Here is a 21,044-nt window from a genome sequence, read left to right as displayed (position 1 = left end):
TCATGGCGCAAAAAAAACGGGGCGCCCAGGCGCCCCGTTTGGTCTCCGTCGCGATGGCGGAGTTACTTCAGTTCGGTCTGGCTGGTGATCACCAGTCCGGCACTTTCCACATGCACTTCGCCGTTGAGCGACTTGATGCGTGCGGCCTGCGCCTGCATGGATTCGAACTGCGCCTTGGAGCGCTCGGCCGCCGCCTTGGCGCTGGCCTGAGCTTCCGGGTCGTCCGACTGCGAAGCTGCGGTGATCTCGGCGATATGCGCGGCCTTCTGCGCCATCGCCTTCACCCAGGCCTGATACATGTCGCCACTCAGGCTGAGTCGGCCCATGCGGCCGGCGTCGCCGCTGGCAGCGTTGAGCAGCTCACCCAGCTTCACGTCTTCGCCCTGGCCCACGGCCACGGCGAGCGCCTTGGGACCCATCGCGACCCACGCCGGTGCGCCCAGCGGCGCGGTCAGTTCGGCCGGCAGCGCCACCGGCTTGCCGTCGGTGCTCAGCTTCACCTGCTGCAGACCCGAAGCGGCCATCTGCGCCATGGCGAGCAGGCCGGCCGGATTGGAGGTGCCGATCAGGATGCGGCCGCTGAACTTCGGCATGGCATCGCTGCTGCCGGGTTCGAAACTGTCCAGCGCCACGCGCAGGCCGAGCAGGTCGCCGATCGGCGGCACGGCCGCCTGCTGCGTCATCAGGCCGATCTTGGCGAAGCCTTCGTTGAGTTCGACCAGCGAGGGGCAGGTGAACGGCTTGGCCGCCACCGCTTCGGCCTGTGCGCCCCAGAAGCTGCGCAGCTGCACGATGGGCACGGCCAGGCTGATGTCGAACGGCGCGGTGCCAGCGGCGCCGAGGCCCGGCAGCTCCACCTTCAGGCCACTGAACGCCTTGGTGACGTCGTCGGCCAAGGCAACATCCCAGCGGATGTTCTGGTGCTTCTCATCGAGCTTGGTGTAGCCGAAGCTCACCGACGGCACGCGCGAGGCGATGCGCACGGCTTCGCTTTCGCAGGCCGGCGAGACCTTCAGCTGGTTGGACACCGGTTCGCCCGTCTTGGCCGATTCGGCCTCGGCGTGCGCCTTGATCAGGGTATTGAACAGCGGATCCTTGCCGCTGGCCGCGAGCGGCAGCAGGCGGGCCAGATCGACCTGGCCGATCGCCCAGGGCTGGTAATCCTTCGCCTTGGCGAGCTTCTCCAGGCGACCGTCGTCCTGCAGATTCTTCTCCGGACGATCCAGGCCGAAGGCCAGGCGCAGCGTGGCTTCGGGTGCATCGGCGGGCAGGATGGCGGCAACCGCCTGCTTGCCGACCTCGGCCATCACCACCTGCAGGCCGCTATCGGCGGTGACATGCTTGCGATAGCTCAGGCCACCGACCGTGGCGGTGTCGAACGGCTTGCCGTAGGCCGCTTCCAGGCGAGCCACGAAGGCATCGAACGCCTTGGGATCGACCAGTTCGAAGCGGGCGACCGGCGAGAGACCCAGGCCGTACACGGCCGAGCGTCCCTTGATGTTGAGGCCCGCATTCTGCGCGAACGCCTCGATGCTCTTGCCGTCCAGCTCGGCGATCAGCGCTTTGAGCAGACGCGACAGGTCGGGGTCCTTTTCCGCCATTTCGTCGGCGGCGGAGCGCAGCTGGACCAGTTCCGACGGCAGCTGGGCATCGGCCTGGGCGAGCAGCGCCTTGCGCGTGTCGTCGTCGAGCACGTCGAGGTTGGCCACCACGTACGGCGTATCGGCCGGTACGAAGGCCAGCGGAGCGTCCTTGTCCTTGTGATGGCATGCAGCCAGCAAGACGCCGGCGAGGCCCAGCGCGGCAATGCGCGTCGTCGATCGCATGTCTAATCCCTTGAGTGAAGTGGTGTTGCGCCGCGCATTATGCCTGCATTCGCGGCATCTCGCGGTGACCTGAAGCCCTTCCGGGCCGCGGCCTGACGCCCCAGGGCGGGCCTAGCGGCCCAGCACCTCAGCCAGTACCGCCATGCGCACGAACACGCCGTTGCCGACCTGCTCGAGGATGCGCGACTGCGGGCCGTCGGCCACTTCCGGGGCGATCTCGATGCCGCGGTTGAGCGGGCCCGGATGCATCACCAGGGCGGCCTTGGCGGCGCGGGCGAGGCGGCGGTTGTCCAGGCCGTAGCGGCTGAAGTAGGCCGCCTCGTCGGGCAGGTCGGTCACCGCCATGCGCTCCTTCTGCAGGCGCAGCATGATGACCACGTCGGCGCCCTCGATGGCGGCGTCGAAATCATCGGTGATCACGCAGCCGGGAAATTCAGACTCTTCCGGCATCAGCGCGCTGGGCGAGCACAGGCGGATCTCTTTCACGCCCATCGCCTTGAGCGCATGGACGTCCGAACGCGCCACGCGCGAGTGCTTCACGTCGCCGCAGATCACCACCGTGAGTTGCCTGAAATCCGGCCGGTGCTGGCGGATGGTCAGCACGTCGAGCAGGCCCTGGGTGGGATGCGCGCGATTGCCGTCGCCCGCATTGATCACCGACACGCCGCTCATCGCATGACGCACCATTTCTTCAGGCGTGCCGCTGACTTTATGGCGCACCACGATCGCATCCAGGTGCATCGCCTCCAGCGTGTGCAGCGTATCGAACAGCGCCTCGCCCTTGCTGGTGGAGGAGAAGCCGATGTCGAAATTGATCACGTCGGCACTGAGGCGTCGCGCGGCCAGTTCGAACGAGGTGCGCGTGCGCGTGGACGGTTCGAAGAACAGGTTGAGGATGGTGCGGCCCGACAGCAGCTCCAGCTTGCGCGTGCCGTGGGCGCAGCCTTCGCGCATCGACTCGGCGCGATCGAGCAGGCGCTCGATGGTCTCGCGGGGCAGGTGTTCCAGGGTGGTGAGGTGGCGCAGGCGAGAGCTCATGGCGGGCGGAAGTCCGTGCTTAGGGTCCGGTGGAGTCGGGAGTAGCCAGCCAGCGCTCGAGGATCACGGCGGCGGCTTCGGCGTCGATCGTGGCAGCATCGCGCTTTTTCTTCAGGCCTGCCGCGCGCGCACTGGCGAAGCGCTGCGCGGCTTCCTGCGAACTGTAGCGCTCATCGGTGAGCTGCACCGGCAGTTGGTAGCGTTGGTTGAGTTTGTCGGCGAAGCGACGGGCGCCCTTGCTGGCGGGCTGCTCCTCGCCATCGAGGGTGAGCGGCAGGCCGACCACCAGGGTGTCGGGCATCCATTCCTTGCGCAGTGTGTCGAGCGTCGACCAGTCGGGCTCGCCCTCGCGCACCGCAATGGCGGCCAGTCCGCGCGCGCTTCCGGTGAATCGATTGCCGACGGCCACGCCGATCAGGCGACTGCCGTAGTCGAAACCAAACACACAGCTCATGCGTGTCCCGCGTAGCCCGGCAGCTGCAGCGGGTCGACCCCGACCAGGCCGGCGGCGGCGCTCCAGCGCTCTTCGAGCGGTGTGTGGAAGATCACGCGCTCGCTCGCTTCGACGGTCAGCCAGGTGTTGTCCTTCAGTTCCTGCTCCAGCTGGCCCGCGCTCCAGCCGGCATAGCCCAGCGCCATCATGGCCAGGCGCGGACCTTCGCCATGGGCCATGGCGACCAGGATGTCGCGCGAGGTGGTCACCGACCACTCGTCGTTGATGCGGTAACTCGATTCCCAGTGACCGGGCTCGCGATGCAGCACGAAGCCGCGCTCCTGCTGCACCGGGCCGCCGATCAGTACCGGCGCATCGGCGAGCTCGAGGTCGCTGCATTCGAGTTTCATCTGGGTCAGCACGTCGCCCAGGCGGTATTCGGAAAGCTGGTTCACCAGCAGTCCGACCGCACCGTCTTCATCGTGCTGGCAGATGAAAGCGACGCCGCGCGAAAACGGCGGCTCGGCCAGGCTGGGCATGGCGATCAGGAACTGACCGGCGAGAGACTGCGGGCTGGATAGTGGGGAAGCCATGGCCGCATTGTATGCCCTGAAGGCGCCGCGTAGAGCCAGGGGTGAGTGAAGAGGAGTGAGAAGTGAGAAAGGGCGGCTTTACGCTTCCTCTTACTTCTCACTCCTCTTCACTCACTCCTCGCTCTTTCTCCACCCGCTCCTCACTCAGCGGCTGTGCAGCGTGTCGTTGGGCATGAACTGCCAGGTGCGCGTGATGTTGAGCTCGTCGATGCGCTCCTTGTCGGCCGGCAGCGAGGGGAACGGCGCGGCCAGGCGCACGATGCGTTGCGCGGCGGCGTCGAGCAGGGGCTGGCCCGAGCTTTGCACGATCTCGATGCCCTTCACCGAACCATCGCGGTTGAGCGTCACCGTCAGCAGCACGTCGCCGTGCAGGCCGCGTCGACGCGCCTCGTTGGGATAGTTGATATTGCCCACGCGCTCCACCCGGTCCACCCAGCCGCGCATATACGCCGCATAGGCGTATTCCTTGGTGTTGGACGAGATGAATTTCTTCTTGGGCCGTTTGGCGTATTGCTCGCTGCGGTCGCGCACTTCGGCCGCCAGCTGCGCCATTTCCTGACGGCGCTTGATGTCGGCCTGCGACTCGGGGAGGTCCTGCGGGGTCTGCTCGAGCTTGGCGCTGTTGGTGCTGACGCTGTAGTGGCTGTTGCCCGTGGTGGTGAGCAGCTTGTCGTCGGTCGCTTCCTGCGGGCGCGGCGCGCTCGCCTCGATCGGCTGCGGCGCCACGCCTTGCGAAGGACGGGGCAGGGCGCCCGAGACCAGCTGCGACGGGCGCGCTGCCTTGTCGCTCTCGCCACCGCCGCTGTTGTTGGCCTGCGCCAGGAAGTCGGCCTTGTCCGGCGCTTCGCGGTTGGCCACGTCGACCAGGGTCACGTCCAGCGTCGGCAGGCTGGGCTTGGCCTTCACATAGGTGAAGGTGATGCCCAGAATCACCACGCCGTGCAGCAATAGCGAGAAAAGCATGGTGGCGCCGAACATGTCGGCGCCGGTGCGGACAGCAGGTTGGCTCACGCGGCGCGGGTCTCGAGTCGGTTTCGCTCAATCACATCGAAGAGCTGGCCGGCAATATTAAGCCCGAATTGTGCGTCCAGTTCGCGCACACACGTCGGTGATGTGACGTTGATCTCGGTGAGGTAGTCGCCGATCACGTCCAGGCCCACGAACAGCAGGCCGCGGCGGCGCAGTTCCGGCGCCACCTGGGAGACGATCCAGCGATCGCGGTCGGACAGCGGCACGCCCACGCCGCGCCCACCGGCGGCCAGGTTGCCGCGGAAGTCGCTGCCCTGCGGGATGCGCGCCAAGGCGTAAGGCACCGGCTCGCCGTCCACCACCAGGATGCGCTTGTCGCCCGAGGTGATCTCGGGGATGAACTTCTGCGCCATGGTGAACTGCTTGTGCTCGCCCTTCGGCCCGGCTGCGATCAGCGTTTCCAGCATGGAGTTCAGGTTGCTGTCGCCGGCCTTCACGCGGAAGATCCCGCGTCCGCCCATGCCGTCCAGCGGCTTGAGCACGATTTCGCCGTGCTCGGCCACGAAGGCGCGCAGCTCGGCGGCGTCGCGGGTCACCAGGGTCGGGGCCATGCACTGCGGGAAATGCATCGCAAAAAGTTTCTCGTTGCAGTCGCGCAGCGCCTGCGGGCGGTTGACCACGGTCACCCCGGCGCGCTCGGCCAGCTCGGCCACCATGGTGTCGTAGATGAACTGCGGATCCACCGGCGGATCCTTGCGCATCAGCAGCACGTCGATCTGGCGGAGGTCGCTCCACTGCGGTTCGCCGAGCATGAACCAGCCGCTCGCGTCGTCGCGCACGGACAGGGGCGCCAGCCGGGCCCAGGGCTCGCCGCTGCGGGCGGCCAGGTCGCCCTGTTCCAGGTAGAACAGGCTGTGGCCGCGCCGCTGGGCCTCCAGCAGCATGGCGAAGGTGGTGTCCTTGGCGATCTTGATCGAGCCGATCGGGTCCATCAGTACGGCGACCTTGAGGGTCATCGTCATTCTCCGGTAGTAGTGCTTGGTCACCATCCGCGACCGGCGTGCCGGCCGGACGGAAGCATGGCAGTGTATGTCGTCCGAAGCGGAGAGATTGCGTTGATCTATGCAACGATCAAGTGGTCTGCCCAAGGCACTGGAACGTCCGGATTGTCCCCGAAGGGAAACATTGCCGATCGGCCCCTCGATCGGTTCCCGAGGCAGGCAAACCGTTCGATTCAATGACGTAGCACGCTTAACTTAAGATTTCAGCTTGACGTTAGGTCAGGCAGGCGGTAAACAGCTACGCACGAGTGCCTGCCGGCTGAATGGTTGCCGTACGTCTTCACGGATGTGCGGGTTTGTATCTCAAACATGGGACCGCTAGCCCACCGGTTGGCGGTCGCAGGATTTACCTGAGCCAGGGGCGGGTCGCAGGGGGGTGTTGTGAACTTGAACATAAGTGGAAATGGCTTGGCCGGCCTCAAGGTCATGGTTATCGACGACTCGAAAACCATCCGTCGAACCGCCGAAACCTTGCTCAAGAAAGAAGGTTGCGACGTGCTTACGGCGGTGGACGGCTTCGAGGCGCTTGCCAAGATCTCCGACCAGAAGCCCGCGATCATCTTCGTCGACATCATGATGCCGCGACTTGACGGCTATCAGACGTGCGCGCTGATCAAAAACAACCCGCAGTTCCGCGGTACGCCCGTGATCATGCTCAGCTCGAAGGACGGCCTGTTCGACAAGGCACGCGGGCGCATCGTGGGCGCGGAACAATATCTGACCAAGCCGTTCACGCGCGATGAACTGCTGGGTGCAATCCATCGACATGTCGTTACGGTTTAAGTCGGACGACTACAGGGTCTGAGGGGGGCCTGTGGCCAATATTCTCATCATCGACGATTCTCCGACCGACGTGCGCGTGTTCACCACGCTGCTCGAGCGCGCCGGCTATCAGGTTGATTCCATCGGCAATGCCGAAGACGGCATCGAGCGCGTGCGCGAGCAGAAACCGGATCTGGTCATCATGGACGTCATCATGCCCGGCATGAACGGCTTCCAGGCCACCCGTACGCTTACGCGCGATCCGATGACCTCCAATATCCCGATCGTGATGATCACCACCAAGTCCATGGAGACCGACCGGGTCTGGGGGCTGCGCCAGGGTGCGCGTGCCTTCATCACCAAGCCGGTCAACGAGAAGGACCTGCTGGCCTGCATCAACGATCTGCTGCCGAACGCCGCATGAGGCACGCATGAGCCAGACCGCCTCGCTCTCGCCGTTCGAAATCCTTGCCCGGTATGAGCGCCTGTCGCTGGCGCATGCCTCCGGCACGCCGGAAAGCCTCGAAGCGCCTGGTCTGTGGCGCGGCATCGGCTATCGCGCAGGCAGCCGCCTGTTCGTCAGCGGCATCGACGAGATCAGCGAACTGCTGGCGGTGCCGTCGCTCACTCCTGTGCCGGGCACGCAGCCCTGGCTGATGGGCGTGGCGAACGTGCGCGGCAACCTGGTGCCGGTGATCGATCTGGCCCGTTTTCTGTTTGGCGAACGCACCCAGCACACCGAACGCACGCGACTCCTCGTCGTGCGCCAGGGCGCGGGCAGCGTGGCGCTGATGGTGGATGAAGTCTTCGGACAGCGTACGGTCGACGCCGAACAGCGTCGCCAGGCTGAGCAGGAAGACGATCCGCGTCTGGCACGTTTCGTGGATGATCGCGTAGGCGATTCGCGGCTGGCTGTGTTCAGTATGGGCAAGCTGGTTCGCGCGCCGGACTTCCGTCAGGCTGCGGCCTGACGCGCAAGCGTTGAATCACAAGTAGGACCGGCGCTGCTCAAGGCCGGAATCAGGGCGATGATCCGACGCCTTCGCCGGCATGGGCGGCGAGGCGTAGAAGGGCGAGGTGAACGAAATGAGCACTACAGGGGGCGTGGGCAAAGAGCGGGGCTATACAGGCCTCATCGTTGCGCTGGTCATTGCGTTCGGTTTCACGGGTGTCGACTTCGCCATGCTTACCTTGCGTGGCCGCGAAGATACACAGGCGACGGGTCTCACCACCCAGATCCAGGTGTTGTCGCAACAGACGGCAAAGCTTGCCCTGGAAGCCGCGGACGGTAACGTCGATTCCTTCAAGGAATTGGAAACAAACCGCAACACCATCGATGCCGCTGTGCAGCGCCTCAACAAAGGCGATGAAAAGAGCGGCATGAAGCCTTATGCCGACAACAACGCGACGCCGGCCGGCCGCGCCGTCGGCGCCCTGACCAACGCCTGGGGACAGCTCGACGCCGACATCGGCAAGATCCTGTCCAACAAGGCGCTGGTGGTGGACTCCTCGCAGCGTGCCGCCACCCTGGGCCGCGAACTGCCCGTGCTGAACTCCAGCATGGAGCAGGTGGTGAACATCCTGCAGCAGCGCGGCGGTAGCGCAGAGCAGACGTACACCTCCGCCCGCCAGATGTTGCTGGCTGACCGTATGATCCGCCGAGTGCAGGAAGTGCTGCAGGGTGGCGACGCCTCGCAGCCCGCCGCCGACGGCCTGGCCCGCGACGGCCAGCTGTACGGCTCGGTGCTCAAGGGCCTGCTCGAAGGCAACACCGAAGTGGGCGTGCGCTCGATGGGCGACGCCAACGCACGCAAGATCCTCACCGACATGCAGGGCCAGTGGGACAACCTGCAGGACCCGGTCGGCAAGCTGGTCGGCGCGGCAGGCAACCTCAGCGACGTGAAGCGCGCCGGCAACCAGGCCTCGCTCGATTCGCAGAACGTGCTGCTGCGCGCGAACGAACTGGCCGACCAGATCGGCAAGCTGCCGACCCGCCGCCTGTTCCCGAACCTGTGGTGGGGCGTGCTCGGCGCCATCGGTGCGGCCGCCTTCCTGGCCGTGCTTATCGTGCAGTTGATTTCCGACCAGCGTCGCCGCTTCCAGGAGTCGACCGAACTCAACCAGCGTAACCAGGAGGCCATCATGCGCCTGCTGGACGAAATGGGTTCGCTCGCCGAAGGTGACCTGACCGTCAAGACCACCGTGACCGAAGACATCACGGGCGCCATCGCCGACTCGGTGAACTACGCCATCGACGAGCTGCGCACCCTGGTGACGACGATCAACGAGACGTCCGAGCAGGTGTCCTCCTCGGCCCAGGAAACGCAGACCACCGCGCGCCACCTGGCCGAATCGGCGCAGAACCAGGCGCAGCGCATCAGCACGGCGACCACCGCGATCAACCAGATCGCCAGCCTGATGGATACGGTGTCCAAGGATTCGGCCGAGTCGGCCGACGTGGCCGAGCGCTCGGTGAAAATCGCCTCGCGCGGCGCCGAAGTGGTGCGCGAGACGATCTCGGGCATGGACTCGATCCGCGACCAGATCCAGGAGACCTCCAAGCGCATCAAGCGCCTGGGTGAGTCCTCGCAGGAAATCGGCTCGATCGTGGAACTGATCAACGACATTGCCGAGCAGACCAACATCCTCGCCTTGAACGCCGCCATCCAGGCAGCGTCCGCCGGTGAAGCGGGTCGCGGTTTCGCGGTGGTGGCGGACGAAGTGCAGCGCCTCGCCGAACGTTCGGCGAGCGCGACGAAGCGAATCGAAACGCTGGTGCAGACGATTCAGTCCGATACCAACGAAGCGGTGAACTCGATGGAGCAGACCACCGCCGAAGTGGTGGCCGGTGCCCGACTCGCGGAAGACGCGGGCAGCGCACTGGGCGATATCGAGCGCGTGTCGCATGACTTGTCGGCGCTGATTCAGAACATCTCCACCCAGGCGCGCCAACAGTCCACCGCGGCATCGGACATCTCGGTTTCCATGAACGCGATTCAGGAAATCACTTCGCAGACCTCGCAGGGCGCAAGCCAGACGGCCGACTCGATCGGTTACCTGGCCCAGCTGGCGAGTGACCTGCGGCGCTCGGTGGCGCACTTTAAGCTGCCGGGTTGACACAAAACGTTTTTCACGGGGGGCAACCTCGCGGTTGCGTGACAAACCGTTACGTGATCGGTGAGAGGGGCGCATGAGACTTCAAGACCATATCGATTTCACCACCCTGCAGTGGGTCAAGCCCGAGCTCGATGAGACGCTCGCCGTGGCCCGCGAGGCGTTGGAGTCCTACGTCGACAACCCGGGCAACCGGGATGCGATGCGCTCCTGTGCGGACAGCCTGCACCAGGTGCACGGCACGCTGCGCATGGTCGAGCTATACGGCGCCGCCATGGTCACCGAGGAGATGGAAACACTCGCCATCTCGCTGCTCGAAGACCATGTGGCGAACCGTGAGGAAGCCTACGCCGCGCTGATGCGTGGCCTGATGCAGCTGCCCGATTACCTTGAACGCCTGTCCGGCGGTCATCGCGACGTGCCGGTGGTGCTGCTGCCGCTGCTCAACGATCTGCGTTCCAGCCGCGGCCAGCAGGCGCTGCACGAATCGGCGCTGTTCACGCCCAATCTCGAATTCCCGCTGCCGGCGCAGGCGCCGACGCCGCCGACCGAATTGCTGGTCGAGCGTCAGCGCAGCGAAGTCACCACGCTGCGCCTGCGTTTCCAGCAGCAGTTGCTGTCGTGGTTCCGCGGGCAGGGCAACGATCAGCAGCTGGGCGGCATGATCCAGACGCTGGACGCCATCACCGCGCGTTGCCACACCATCCCGGGCCGTCGCCTGTGGTGGATCGCGGCCGGCGTGCTGGAAGGCGTGCAGCAGGGTGCGCTCAAGAGCCAGACGGGCGAAGTGCGTCAGCTGATCGGCAAGGTCGATCGCAGCATCCGCCAGCTGGTGGAACACGGTGAGGCGAACCTGCGCGGCGGCGACGCCGACGAGCTCGCCCGCAAGCTGCTGTACGTGGTCGGGCAGGTCCGTCAGGGCAGCCCGCGCATGGAGCTGCTGCGCCAGACTTATTCGCTCGACGCGCTGTTGCCCGAAGCGAGCGAAATCGAACACGCCCGCGGCTCGATGGCCGGCCACAACCGCGCCTTGCTGGACTCCGTCGCCAAGGCGCTCAAGGACGACCTGCTGCGGGTGAAGGAAGCGCTCGACCTGTTCCTGCGCCAGACCGACGCCGATCCGGCGCAGCTGTCCAGCCAGACCGAAGTGCTCGAACGCGTCGGCGACACCCTGGGCATGCTTGCCCTGGGGGTGCCGCGTCGCGTGGTGAATGAACAGCGTCGCGTGCTGGAAGAAATCGCCAGCCGCGTGCGCGCACCGGACGAAGAGCTGCTGCTCGACGTCGCCGGCGCGTTGCTCTACGTCGAAGCCTCGCTCGACGACCATATCGAAAGCCTTGGCGCCGACGGCGAAACCACCGCCGAAATGCCGACCGCGATGCTGCCGCGCAGTGAAGCGCGCCACATCCTCGCCACCCTGATGCACGAGGCGACCGCCAACACCGGCAAGGTGAAGGACGCCATCGTTGCCTACGTGGAATCGGGCTGGCAGTCGACCCAGCTCGCCGATGTCGGCGCGCTGATGGACGAGGTCGCTGGTGCAATGCGCATGCTGTCTGCGCCGCGTCCGGCCGAACTGGCCGAAGGCATTGGCCGCTTCGTCGGCAACGAGCTGCTGGCCGATCGCCGCGTGCCCAGCACCGCGCAGATGGATCACCTCGCCGATGCACTCGCCGCCCTCGAGTACTACCTCGAAGCCGCGCGCGAACATCGCGGTGGTCTGGAACACATTCTCGATGTGGCCGAGCACAGCCTCAGCAGCCTCGGTTACTGGCCGCCGCCGGCCGTCCGTGCGCCGTCGGAAGACGAGCTGGACGAGCCGCCGGTCGAGGTCGCACGCGCGGCCGACGCCGCACTTGCCGCCGCGCTCGCCAACCAGCCGGAGCTTTCCGAAAGCGTCAGCCTGGGCCACGGCGAAGACCTGTCGGGTCTGATCGTGGGTCACAGCGACACGCCCGAACCGGCGCCGCAGGAGATCACCGGCCTGCGCCTGGCTGATACCGTCCACGTCACGCCGCAGGAACCGGTACAGGCTGCGGAAGACGACTGGATCGAAATCGAGGAAGAAATCCTCGAGGAAGTGCCGGTGTCCGGCTCCGGTTATGCCGCCATCGAAGCAGGCTTCCAGTCCAGCACCGCCGGCATTGACGACGACATCCGCGACATCTTCCTGGAAGAAATGCAGGAAGAAATCGACAACCTGCATGCCGCGCGCAAGACCTGGCTGGCCGATCCGCAGCAGATCGATTCGCTCACCTCGATCCGCCGCTCCTTCCATACGCTCAAGGGTTCGGGCCGCCTGGTCGGCGCCACCATGCTCGGCGAGTTCGCGTGGAAGGTGGAGAACATGCTCAACCGCGTGCTGGATCAGTCGATCCCGCCGAGCGAGGGCGTGCAGGAAGTGGTCAGCGCCGCCATCGATGCCTTGCCGCAGCTGCGCACCGCGCTGACGGGCGACGGCCTGGTCACGGCGCCGCTCACCGCCATCATGGAGATCTCCGAGCGTCTGTCGGCCGGTCAGGCCGACGCGCGTCTGGCCGACATCGCCCCGGCCGGTGGCACCGAAACGGTGCGCCGCGTGGTGCGTCGTCGCGTGCCGCGTGTGGACACCTCCGCCGAAGCCATTCCGGCCTCCAGCCTGGCCCAGATCGAGAGCTCGCCGGTTGAGCCGGTCGCGCCCGTGCACGAGTTCATTGCCACGCCGGTGATGCCGCCGATCGATCCGGTGCTGCTGGAAATCCTGCGCAGCGAAGTGGCGCAGTACCTGGCCACCATCCGCACCGCGATCAACCGCACCGACGGCGAACTGCGCGTGGAGGACAGCCTGTTGCGCGCCGTCCACACGCTGCATGGCGCCATCGCGATGGTCGACATCCCGGTGCTGACCCAGCTGCTGTCGCCGCTGGAAAGCCTGCTCAAGCGCCTGCGCGCCGCCGGCCTGCCGCTGTCGCCCGAAGGCGTGATGCTGCTGAGCCAGAGTGCCGATGCCGTCGATCACGTCATGGGTCAGTTCGACGTGCCGTCGCCGCAGTTGCCGGATCTGGACAACCTGATCCACCGCCTGACCGAACTGCGCGACAGCCAGCCCGAGCCGCAAGTCGCGCACGTGCTGTTCGAAACGCCGGCCGATGTGTCCGACGAGGCACCGCTGCAGGCCGCCGAACCCACCCACGAGGCCAGTTTGGGTGCCTCGCTGGACGAGGCGCTGTCCGACGCCTCGCAGCCGGTCGAGCACATCGAGCTGGCCGCGCCGCCGGTGGTGTCCGAGACCGACAAGTACACCGACGAACTGCTCGCTGCCTTGGGCGAGTTCGATCTCGATGCCCATCTGCCGACGGCCGAGCAGAGCGCGCATCACGCGCCGACGCAGGTGCCGGTGACGGACGAAGACGATTTCAGCAAGGCCTATGCCGACCTGCTCGACGACGCCGAGACGCTGGAAATCGGCCCGGTGGTCGACGAGGCCGAAGCCTCGGTCGAACACGTCGCCACGCCTGCGGCTGAACTCGACGAGACGGCGCCGTCCATCGAGATCGAGTCGGCCGAGCCGGAACTCGAGCAGCTTGCCGAGCCGGTGATCGAGCACCTCGAGCCGGTTGAAGAAATCACGCTCGAAGAAATCACGCTCGAAGAAACGCCGATCGAAGAAACGCCGATCGAAGAGATCGTGCTGGAAGCACCGGTGCTCGATGCGCCGGAGCTGCCGAGTGAAGAGGCTCTGGTCGAAGCCGCGGCGGCTCCCGAAGCGGAAGTCGAGGCGACGCCGACGCAGGAAGCCGCGCCGGAAGAGGTCATCGACGAGAACGCGCTGCTGCCCAGCCAGATCGATCCGGACCTGCTGGAAATCTTCATCGAGGAAGCACGCGAGATTCTCGACCACTCCGACGGCGTGCTCGCTTTGTGGCGTGCCGAGCCGAGTGCGATCGAGCATCTGGGCGAGATCCTGCGCGACCTGCACACGCTCAAGGGCGGTGCGCGCATCGCCGGCATGGTGCCGGTGGGCGACCTCACGCACGCCATCGAAACGGCACTGGAACGGCCGATCCACGCCGAATCGGCGCATATCGGCGAACTGATCGCCGCGTTGGAAGTGGGCTTCGACAAGCTGCACGGTCTGGTGCAGCTGGTGTCGCAAGGCCGCCCGGTGGCTTACCCGCAGGCCGTCATCGACCGCTTCCTCGCGATGGCTGGCGAAGGCGAGACGGCAGCACATGCCGAGGCGCCGGAAGCGCCCAACGTGGTGCCGTTCCCGGCCCGCCCGGTGGTGTTGTCCGAGCCGCTGCCCGACCTCTTGCCGGAGCTGTTGCCGGAAGAGCGCGAAGACGCACCGAGCACGCCGCAGGAACAGATCCGCGTCCGCGCCGAACTGCTCGACACGCTGGTGAACCATGCCGGCGAGGTGGCGATCTACCGCTCGCGCCTCGAACAGCAGGTGGCCGGTTACCGCTTCAACCTGGTCGAACTGGACCAGACCGTGCAGCGTCTGCGCAGTCAGCTGCGCATGATGGAAATCGAAACCGAAGCGCAGATCATCGCGCGCTTCCAGCGCGAGCATCGCGAAGCCGGTATCTCGGTGTTCGATCCGCTCGAGCTCGACCGCTTCTCGCAGCTGCAGCAGTACTCGCGTGCGCTGGCCGAGTCGGTATCCGACCTTGTGTCCATCCAGGGCATGCTGGACGAACTGACCCGCCAGGCCGAAACGCTGCTGATCCAGCAGTCGCGCGTGAGCTCGGAGCTGCAGGAAGGTCTGCTGCGCACGCGCATGCTGCCGTTCGACACGATGGTGCCGAACCTGCGCCGCACGCTGCGCCAGGCCGCCCAGGAAGAAGGCAAGGGCGCCCAGCTGTACGTGGAAGGCGCCCACGGCGAAATGGATCGCAACCTGCTCGACCGCATCAAGGCGCCGTTCGAGCACATGCTGCGCAACGCCGTCGCACACGGTATCGAATCGCCCAAGGATCGCCGCAAGGCCGGCAAGCCGGAAGAAGGCGCCGTGCGCATCCGCGTGGCACGCGAAGCCACCGAGGTGGTGGTGCGCGTGACCGACGATGGCCGCGGCCTGGACCGCGACGCCATCCGCAAGCGCGGCATCGAGCGTGGCCTGATCCGCAACGACACCCGTCTGAGTGACGATCAGGTGCTCGCCCTCATCACCCAGCCTGGCTTCTCCACCGCCAGCAGCGTCACCCAGCTGGCCGGTCGCGGCGTGGGCATGGACGTGGTGGCGAACGAAATCAAGCAGCTCGGCGGTGCGCTGTCGATCGAGTCGAAGGAAGGCCAGGGCACCACCTTCGTGCTGCGGCTGCCGTTCACGCTCGCCGTCACGCAGGCCATCCTGGTTCGCATCGGCGAATCCAACTTCGCCATCCCGATGACCTCGGTGCAGGGCGTGGCGCGCATCAGCCCGGCCGAACTGGCCGAGCGCATGGCCGAGCCGGAGCCGACCTTCGTCTACGGCGGCGAGAGTTTCGACATCCACCATCTGTCCGAATTGCTGGGTGCGGTGACCACGCACGTCGGCGACGATGAGCAGATTCCGCTGCTGCTGACCCGCGCGGGCGACCTGCGCGCTGCGATCCGCATCGATGCCGTGATCGGCTCGCGCGAAATCGTGGTGAAGTCGGTCGGTCCGCAGATCAGCTCGGTGCCGGGCATCCTCGGCGCGACCATCATGGGTGACGGCTCGGTGCTGATCATTCTTGATCTCGCCCCGCTGGTCCGCCACGGCATCGCCCGCCGCCTGCAGCGCCTGGACGAAGGCCTCACCGCGGTGGCGACACCGGTGGTGGAAGAGCAGCGCGTGCGCCCGCTGGTGATGGTGGTCGACGATTCGATCACCATGCGCAAGGTCACCGGCCGCGTGCTGGAGCGCCACGAGTACGAAGTGGCCACGGCGAAGGACGGCGTGGACGCCCTCGAGAAGCTGCATGAGCGCGTGCCCGACCTGATGCTGCTGGATATCGAAATGCCGCGCATGGACGGCTACGAGCTGGCTACACAGATGAAGTCCGATCCGCGTCTGCGCGATGTGCCGATCATCATGATCACCTCGCGTACCGGCGATAAGCATCGCCAGCGCGCGTTCGACATCGGCGTCGACCGCTACCTCGGCAAGCCCTATCAGGAAGCCGAGCTGCTGGCGCAGATTGGCGAAGTGCTCGAGCAGCGCATCACGGAGTCGCTCAATGGCTGAAACGGCGACCGCGGTGGCGTTGTTGTTCGATGACGTGGAACTCGGCGGGCAGCTGCGTGAAGCGTTGCGGGAGCGCGGGGCCAGGATCGTGCACGAAGGTGCGCTGTCCACGCTCGACAAGCAGATGATCGTCAATACCGGTGCGGAAGTGCTGGTGGTGAACCTGGACGAGGACGCCGACGACGATCTCGATCGCCTTTACGACGTGATCGACGGCGACCGTCCGCGGGTGGTGTTCAACGATGCCGCCGCCAGCCGCTCGCTCAATGGTTGGGATCGCGCCCGTTGGGCGCGCCATCTCGCGGTCAAGGTGATGGCGCAGGGCGACCTGGATCCGCCGCGTCCGCAGGATGCGCCGGCCGTGCCTGAAGTGGCCGAGCCGGTCGCCGTGGAAAGCGTAGAAGTTCCGGCGGTCGTCGTGCCCGACGAACCGCTGCCCAGTTTCGCCGCTGCGTTGGAACCGGTCGCGCTGGCCGAGATCACACCGGCCGAAATCACACCGCAGGCGGTCGAAGCCACCGAAGTGCAGTCCGAGTCGCTGGCTGCCGAGCTGGAGGCCTTCATCAGCGCCGACGAGCCGGCGCTGGCGGAAGCCGAAGCAGGTTCGGAGCTGTCCTTCCATGCGTCCGAAGAGCCGCTGCATCTGGACGATTTCGCCGCGCTCAAGGATGTGCCGTTCGAAGCGGAAGACGAATTCGGGTCCGGTCTGAAATTCTCGGCCGACGAGCCGCTGCCGGAACTGCATGACGGCAACTTCGGTGCGCCCGAAGGCCACGCTGCCGTCGACCACGACTTTGGTTCGGGTCTGAAATTCAGCGCCGACGCCGAGCTGCCGCCGTTGCATGACGGCAGTTTCGGGCTGGATACGCTGACGACCCAGGGCCACGCACCCATCGATGCGCCGGCACCCGATGCCGCCGCGCGACACATGCCTTCGTTCCAGCTTGACCATCTTGCCCTCGCGCCGCTGGACGAATCGTTCATGCCGTCGACCGCCGTGGCAGAGAGCCAGGACAAATCACCTTCCGCCTTGCTGGGTGCGGCTTCGGCCTGGGCACTGCTCGACGAAGGCGAGGCGCCTGCGCCGTCTACGCCGGCGCCGGCCAAGGCCACGAATTTCGGCGTCGAGAAGCTCAGCGCCGCGGATTTCCTGGCGCCGGAAGGTGGCGAGGAAACCGCTTCCATCATCGAGCCGGGTATGACGCTGGAACTGGTTTCGATGGAAGAGGCGCTGGCGCCGAAGGAATTCGACGCCACCGTCACCGAGATGATGCTGGACGATCTGGACAGCGCCATCAGCCGCCTGCTCGTGCTGGGCGCCGCGGCGGACAGTCTCGAGGCGGTGTGTTCCTTCCTCTCGATGCTGCCTGCCGACCTGCGCGCGGCCGTGCTGCATGTCCAGCATCTGGGCGGCAAGTCGGTCGAAGCGTTGTCCGATACCTTGACGCGCTACAGCGAGCTGCCGGTGCGCATCGCCGCGCAAGGCATGCGTGCCCGCATCGGCGAAGTACTGGTGGTGCCCGACGGCCACCAGGCGCGCGTGCATCGCGACGGTCGCGTGGAACTGCAGTCGCTGGACAACAGCGACGTGCGCAGCTCGCCGATCGATGCCAGCTTTACGCTGGCGGCCAATGTGTTTGGCCGTAACGCGCAAGCCATCGTGTTCGCGGGCCAGGCCAACGATGCACTCGGCGGCTGCCAGGCGATCCACGATCGCGGCGGCCAGGTGTGGATTGAATCGTCTGACGGCCAGTTTGCCGATATGGTGCACGGCATCGAAGCCGAGCGCCTGCACAGTTATTCGGGCACGCCTGCGGAACTCGCGGCGCGCCTGGTGGAAGAGATGTCGATGGAGGGCCGGCGATGAGCGATTTGCCACTACCGCGTGAAATTCGTTGCGTCCTGGTGCCGGTCGGCAACCTGCGCTTGCTGTTGCCCAATGCCACCGTGGCCGAAGTGATCACGATGCCGACGCCCGAAGCGGTGGAAGGGGCGCCCGCGTGGTTGCTCGGCCGCATCGCCTGGCGCGGCTGGCGCGTGCCGCTGGTCTCGTTCAACACGCTGGCGGGCGCCGGCGAGGGCGACAGCGAACAGTCCTACCGCGTCGCCGTGCTGAAGGCGCTCGGCGGTCATCCGGATCTGCCCTTCATTGCCGTGGTGACGCAGGGCTTCCCGCGCCTGACCACGCTCAACGCGGAGCTGATCATCCCGACCCACGACGGCGCACCGCTGCCGCCGGGCGTGAAGGCACAGGTGCTGGTGCGCGACGACATCGCCGTGATCCCGGATCTGGAAGGCATGGAAGCGGAGCTGCTCGAATTGCTCGAGCCGGCCAGCTGAACTGACCTGATTGACCTTGTGACACCCGAAAACACGCCCTGAGTGGGCGTGTTTTCGTTTCTGCGCTTAGACGTCGCCGTGCAGGGCCTGCAGTGCCGCCAGCGCGGCCAGGCCGGCCGTCTCCGTGCGCAGGATGCGTGGCCCCAGGCGCAAGCCTTCGAAGCCCGCCTCGGTCAATGCCGCCGTGTCGCGATTGCCAAGGCCACCCTCCGGGCCGACCACCAGCAGGCCGCCTGCCGGGGTGAAGCGCAGCTCCCCCGCGCGCCGGGTGCCTTCGGGCAGCAGGGCGAGGCGCAGCGCGCCGTCCTGCGGCAGCTCGCGCAGCCAGTGCTCCAGCGGGACGGCCGGCAGCACCGTCGGCAGCCGGGCGCGGCCGCTCTGCTCGCAGGCGCTGGCGACCACGGCCTGCCAATGGGCCAGGCGTTTCTCCGCCCGGGCGGGATCGAGCTTCACTTCCGAGCGTTCGGTCAGCAGCGGCACGATGCGCGCCACCCCCAGCTCGGTCGCCTTCTGCACGATCAGATCCATCTTTTCGCCCCGGGCCACGCCCTGGGCCAGGGTCAGCGGCAGCGGCGACTCGTTGCCGACCGGCTGGGCGGCTTCCACCCGGACGGTGACATCGCGCTTACCTACCGCCTGGATTACTGCCGGGTAGTCCACGCCATCGCCGTTGAAGAGGGTGATCGGCGAGCCGGCGGTCAGGCGCAGCACACGCGCGACGTGCTCGCCCGCCTGGGCCGGCAGACCCAGTTCCAGGCCCACGGCCAGCGGCAGTTCGACATGTATGCGGATGGTGCGCATGGGACGTTATGGCAGGGAGGAAACGAAAAGCATAGCGGACCGGCGAGGCACCGTCCGATGCGGCCTGCGCCCGACTAGCTGAATGGGCGAGAGATGTTGTTCTGGCGGCATTTGCTTGCCGGCCGGAGCCGGCGCAGCATGTAAGCCATCCCTCATTCCCCGGAGGTGGATCATGGTCAGCAAATCCCTACTCGTACTAGCCCTGGCGCTGGGTACGACCCCGCTTGCGATGGCACAGACCTCGGCGGTCGCGGGTGCCACGGTGCAGAGCAGCCAGCAGGACATGGCCAACCAGTCGGTGTCCAAGAAGCCGCCGCAACCGGGCGACCGCAACTGCATCCAGAGCACGGGCAGCCTGATTCCCGCCAAGCCGGGTACCTGCCTGCCGGTACCCGGACGCAGCTACAGCTACCAGGACATCCGCAACACAGGCCAGCCTACGCTGGGTCCGGCCTTGCAGCAGCTGGATCCGAGCATCACCGTGACCGGCGGTCACTAAGCCACGGCGCGCTCGATGCCTGCCACGGCGGTATCGACGAGATGATCGATCTCGTCGGTACTGACCACGTAAGGCGGCATGAAATAGATGATGTCGCCGAGCGGACGCAGCAACGCCTCGTGCTCGAGTCCATGCAGGTAGACCCGCAGTCCACGCCGTTCCGTCGAGGCGAACGGCGTGCGCCTGGCCTTATCCGCCACCAGTTCGACTGCGGCAATCATGCCGGTCTGGCGCACGTCGGCGACGTTCGGATGATCGCGTAGCGGCGCCAGGCGCTTGCCCAGATGCGCCGCCAGCACGCGGTTGCGTTCCAGCACCGGCTCGTCGTCGAAGATCCTCAGCGTTTCCAGCGCCACGCGGCAGGCGAGCGGATTGCCGGTATAGCTGTGCGAATGCAAGAACGCCTTGCCGGCGCTGTACTCGGCGTAGAACGCTTCATACACCTTCGTGGTCGTGAGCACCGCGGACAGCGGCAGGAATCCGCCGGTGAGTCCCTTGGAAAGACACATGAAGTCCGGCGAGACGCTGGCCTGCTCGCAGGCAAACAAGCTGCCCGTGCGACCGAAACCCACGGCGATTTCATCGGCGATGAAATGCACGTTGTATTCGTCGCAAAGCCGGCGCAATCCCGTGAGGTAATCCGGGTGGTACATGCGCATGCCGCCGGCGCATTGCACCAGCGGCTCCACGATCACCGCACATACTTCGTGCGCGTGTTGCTCCAGCAGTTGGCGCAATTCATCGAGACGACGTTTCGCCACATCGCTCGGCGTCTCGCCAGGCAACGCTTCGTACGTATCGGCCGACGGCGCGAGGATCGGCGTAAGCAGCAGCGGCGCATACGTCTTGCGATAGAGCGCCACGTCGCTGACCGACAACGCACCCAGCGTCTCGCCGTGATAGCTGCCGGTCAGCGCGATGAAGCGCGTCTTCTCGCCGTGTCCTTGGTTAAGCCAGTAGTGGAAGCTCATCTTCAGCGCCACTTCGATCGCGGCCGAACCATTGTCGGCATAGAACACGCGATCCAGGCCCGGCGGCGTCACGCGCACCAGGGCTTCGGCCAGCGCGACGGCGGGTTCGTGGGTGAAACCGGCGAAAATCACGTGCTCCAGTGTCCTGGCCTGATCGGCCAGGGCCGCCGCCAGGCGCGTGTTGGCGTGGCCGAACAAATTGGTCCACCACGAGCTGATGCCGTCCAGGTAACGCCGGCCGCTGGTATCGATCAGCCAGGCGCCTTCGCCGCGGGCGATCGGCACCATCGGCACCGTCTGGTGATCGTGCATCTGGGTACAGGGATGCCACAGCAGGCTCAGGTCACGACGCACCAGCGCGTCGGCAGCGGGGAGAGTGTTCATCCGGCTATGATCGGCGTTTCGAGCGTGCCTGCTCAAGTCTTGCGTCCACCAGGGAGCCGA

The 21,044-nt window shown here is 66.2% G+C and carries 16 protein-coding genes; 8 read left to right on the top strand and 8 right to left on the bottom strand.

What is annotated here, in order from left to right; translation table 11 throughout:
• Positions 1-62: 62 nt before the first annotated feature.
• The 6 genes from Y882_RS03000 to gshB form a co-directional block, all read right to left on the bottom strand.
• Positions 63-1,826: a hypothetical protein gene (locus Y882_RS03000; RefSeq protein ID WP_046970390.1), complete on the bottom strand. Its 1,764-nt coding sequence runs from the start codon at positions 1,824-1,826 to the stop codon at positions 63-65.
• Positions 1,827-1,937: 111 nt separating this feature from the next.
• Positions 1,938-2,864, bottom strand: coding sequence for an aspartate carbamoyltransferase catalytic subunit (locus Y882_RS02995; protein ID WP_046970389.1), 927 nt, complete (start codon positions 2,862-2,864; stop codon positions 1,938-1,940).
• A gap of 19 nt (positions 2,865-2,883) precedes the next feature.
• Positions 2,884-3,318 carry a Holliday junction resolvase RuvX gene (gene ruvX, locus Y882_RS02990; protein WP_046970388.1) on the bottom strand — a complete coding sequence of 145 codons (435 nt, stop codon included), beginning with the start codon at positions 3,316-3,318 and terminating at the stop codon, positions 2,884-2,886.
• Positions 3,315-3,890, bottom strand: coding sequence for a YqgE/AlgH family protein (locus Y882_RS02985; RefSeq protein ID WP_046970387.1), 576 nt, complete (start codon positions 3,888-3,890; stop codon positions 3,315-3,317). The genes ruvX and Y882_RS02985 overlap by 4 nt, the downstream gene beginning before the upstream one ends.
• A gap of 144 nt (positions 3,891-4,034) precedes the next feature.
• Positions 4,035-4,901: a cell envelope integrity TolA family protein gene (locus Y882_RS02980; protein ID WP_244466187.1), complete on the bottom strand. Its 867-nt coding sequence runs from the start codon at positions 4,899-4,901 to the stop codon at positions 4,035-4,037.
• The gene (gene gshB / locus Y882_RS02975; protein ID WP_046970386.1) at positions 4,898-5,875 is read right to left on the bottom strand and encodes a glutathione synthase; all 978 of its coding nucleotides are present in this window, start codon (positions 5,873-5,875) and stop codon (positions 4,898-4,900) included. The genes Y882_RS02980 and gshB overlap by 4 nt, the downstream gene beginning before the upstream one ends.
• Before the next feature lie 471 nt (positions 5,876-6,346).
• On the opposite strand from gshB, the gene Y882_RS02970 reads away from it, so the two are divergent.
• From Y882_RS02970 to Y882_RS02940, 7 genes are all read left to right on the top strand, one after another.
• Positions 6,347-6,703, top strand: coding sequence for a response regulator (locus tag Y882_RS02970; RefSeq protein ID WP_019464684.1), 357 nt, complete (start codon positions 6,347-6,349; stop codon positions 6,701-6,703).
• Between the two features lie 31 nt (positions 6,704-6,734).
• A complete protein-coding gene (locus Y882_RS02965) occupies positions 6,735-7,106 on the top strand; it encodes a response regulator (RefSeq protein WP_046970385.1) in 372 nt (123 codons plus the stop codon).
• Positions 7,107-7,113: 7 nt separating this feature from the next.
• The gene (locus tag Y882_RS02960; protein ID WP_046970384.1) at positions 7,114-7,653 is read left to right on the top strand and encodes a chemotaxis protein CheW; all 540 of its coding nucleotides are present in this window, start codon (positions 7,114-7,116) and stop codon (positions 7,651-7,653) included.
• Between the two features lie 115 nt (positions 7,654-7,768).
• Positions 7,769-9,799 (top strand): methyl-accepting chemotaxis protein, encoded by a 2,031-nt coding sequence (locus Y882_RS02955; protein ID WP_046970383.1) that lies wholly within the window; start codon positions 7,769-7,771, stop codon positions 9,797-9,799.
• Positions 9,800-9,872: 73 nt separating this feature from the next.
• Entirely contained in the window at positions 9,873-15,989 is a 6,117-nt protein-coding gene (locus tag Y882_RS02950) for an Hpt domain-containing protein (protein WP_046970382.1), read from the top strand.
• Entirely contained in the window at positions 15,982-17,856 is a 1,875-nt protein-coding gene (locus tag Y882_RS02945; protein ID WP_046970381.1) for a chemotaxis protein CheB, read from the top strand. The genes Y882_RS02950 and Y882_RS02945 overlap by 8 nt, the downstream gene beginning before the upstream one ends.
• Positions 17,853-18,329, top strand: a complete 477-nt coding sequence (locus Y882_RS02940) for a chemotaxis protein CheW (protein WP_046970380.1) — start codon at positions 17,853-17,855, stop codon at positions 18,327-18,329. Before Y882_RS02945 ends, Y882_RS02940 begins: the two co-directional genes overlap by 4 nt.
• Positions 18,330-18,395: 66 nt before the next feature.
• Here the strand turns inward: Y882_RS02940 and Y882_RS02935 are convergent, their stop codons facing one another.
• Positions 18,396-19,130 carry a 16S rRNA (uracil(1498)-N(3))-methyltransferase gene (locus Y882_RS02935; protein WP_046970379.1) on the bottom strand — a complete coding sequence of 245 codons (735 nt, stop codon included), beginning with the start codon at positions 19,128-19,130 and terminating at the stop codon, positions 18,396-18,398.
• 172 nt (positions 19,131-19,302) lie between these two features.
• Between Y882_RS02935 and Y882_RS02930 the strand changes: the two genes are divergently transcribed.
• Positions 19,303-19,629: a hypothetical protein gene (locus Y882_RS02930; protein ID WP_046970378.1), complete on the top strand. Its 327-nt coding sequence runs from the start codon at positions 19,303-19,305 to the stop codon at positions 19,627-19,629.
• On the opposite strand, the gene Y882_RS02925 is transcribed toward Y882_RS02930, so the two are convergent.
• Entirely contained in the window at positions 19,626-21,020 is a 1,395-nt protein-coding gene (locus Y882_RS02925; protein WP_484488290.1) for an adenosylmethionine--8-amino-7-oxononanoate transaminase, read from the bottom strand. The two genes, Y882_RS02930 and Y882_RS02925, sit on opposite strands and share 4 nt — an antisense overlap.
• Positions 21,021-21,044: the final 24 nt, after the last annotated feature.

Origin of the sequence: Dyella japonica DSM 16301, assembly GCF_001010355.1 — a bacterium.
In the GTDB taxonomy this organism is placed as follows: domain Bacteria; phylum Pseudomonadota; class Gammaproteobacteria; order Xanthomonadales; family Rhodanobacteraceae; genus Dyella; species Dyella japonica.
The sequence above is the reverse complement of the archived record's forward strand: the minus strand, read 5'-3'. Positions and strand labels throughout refer to the sequence as shown.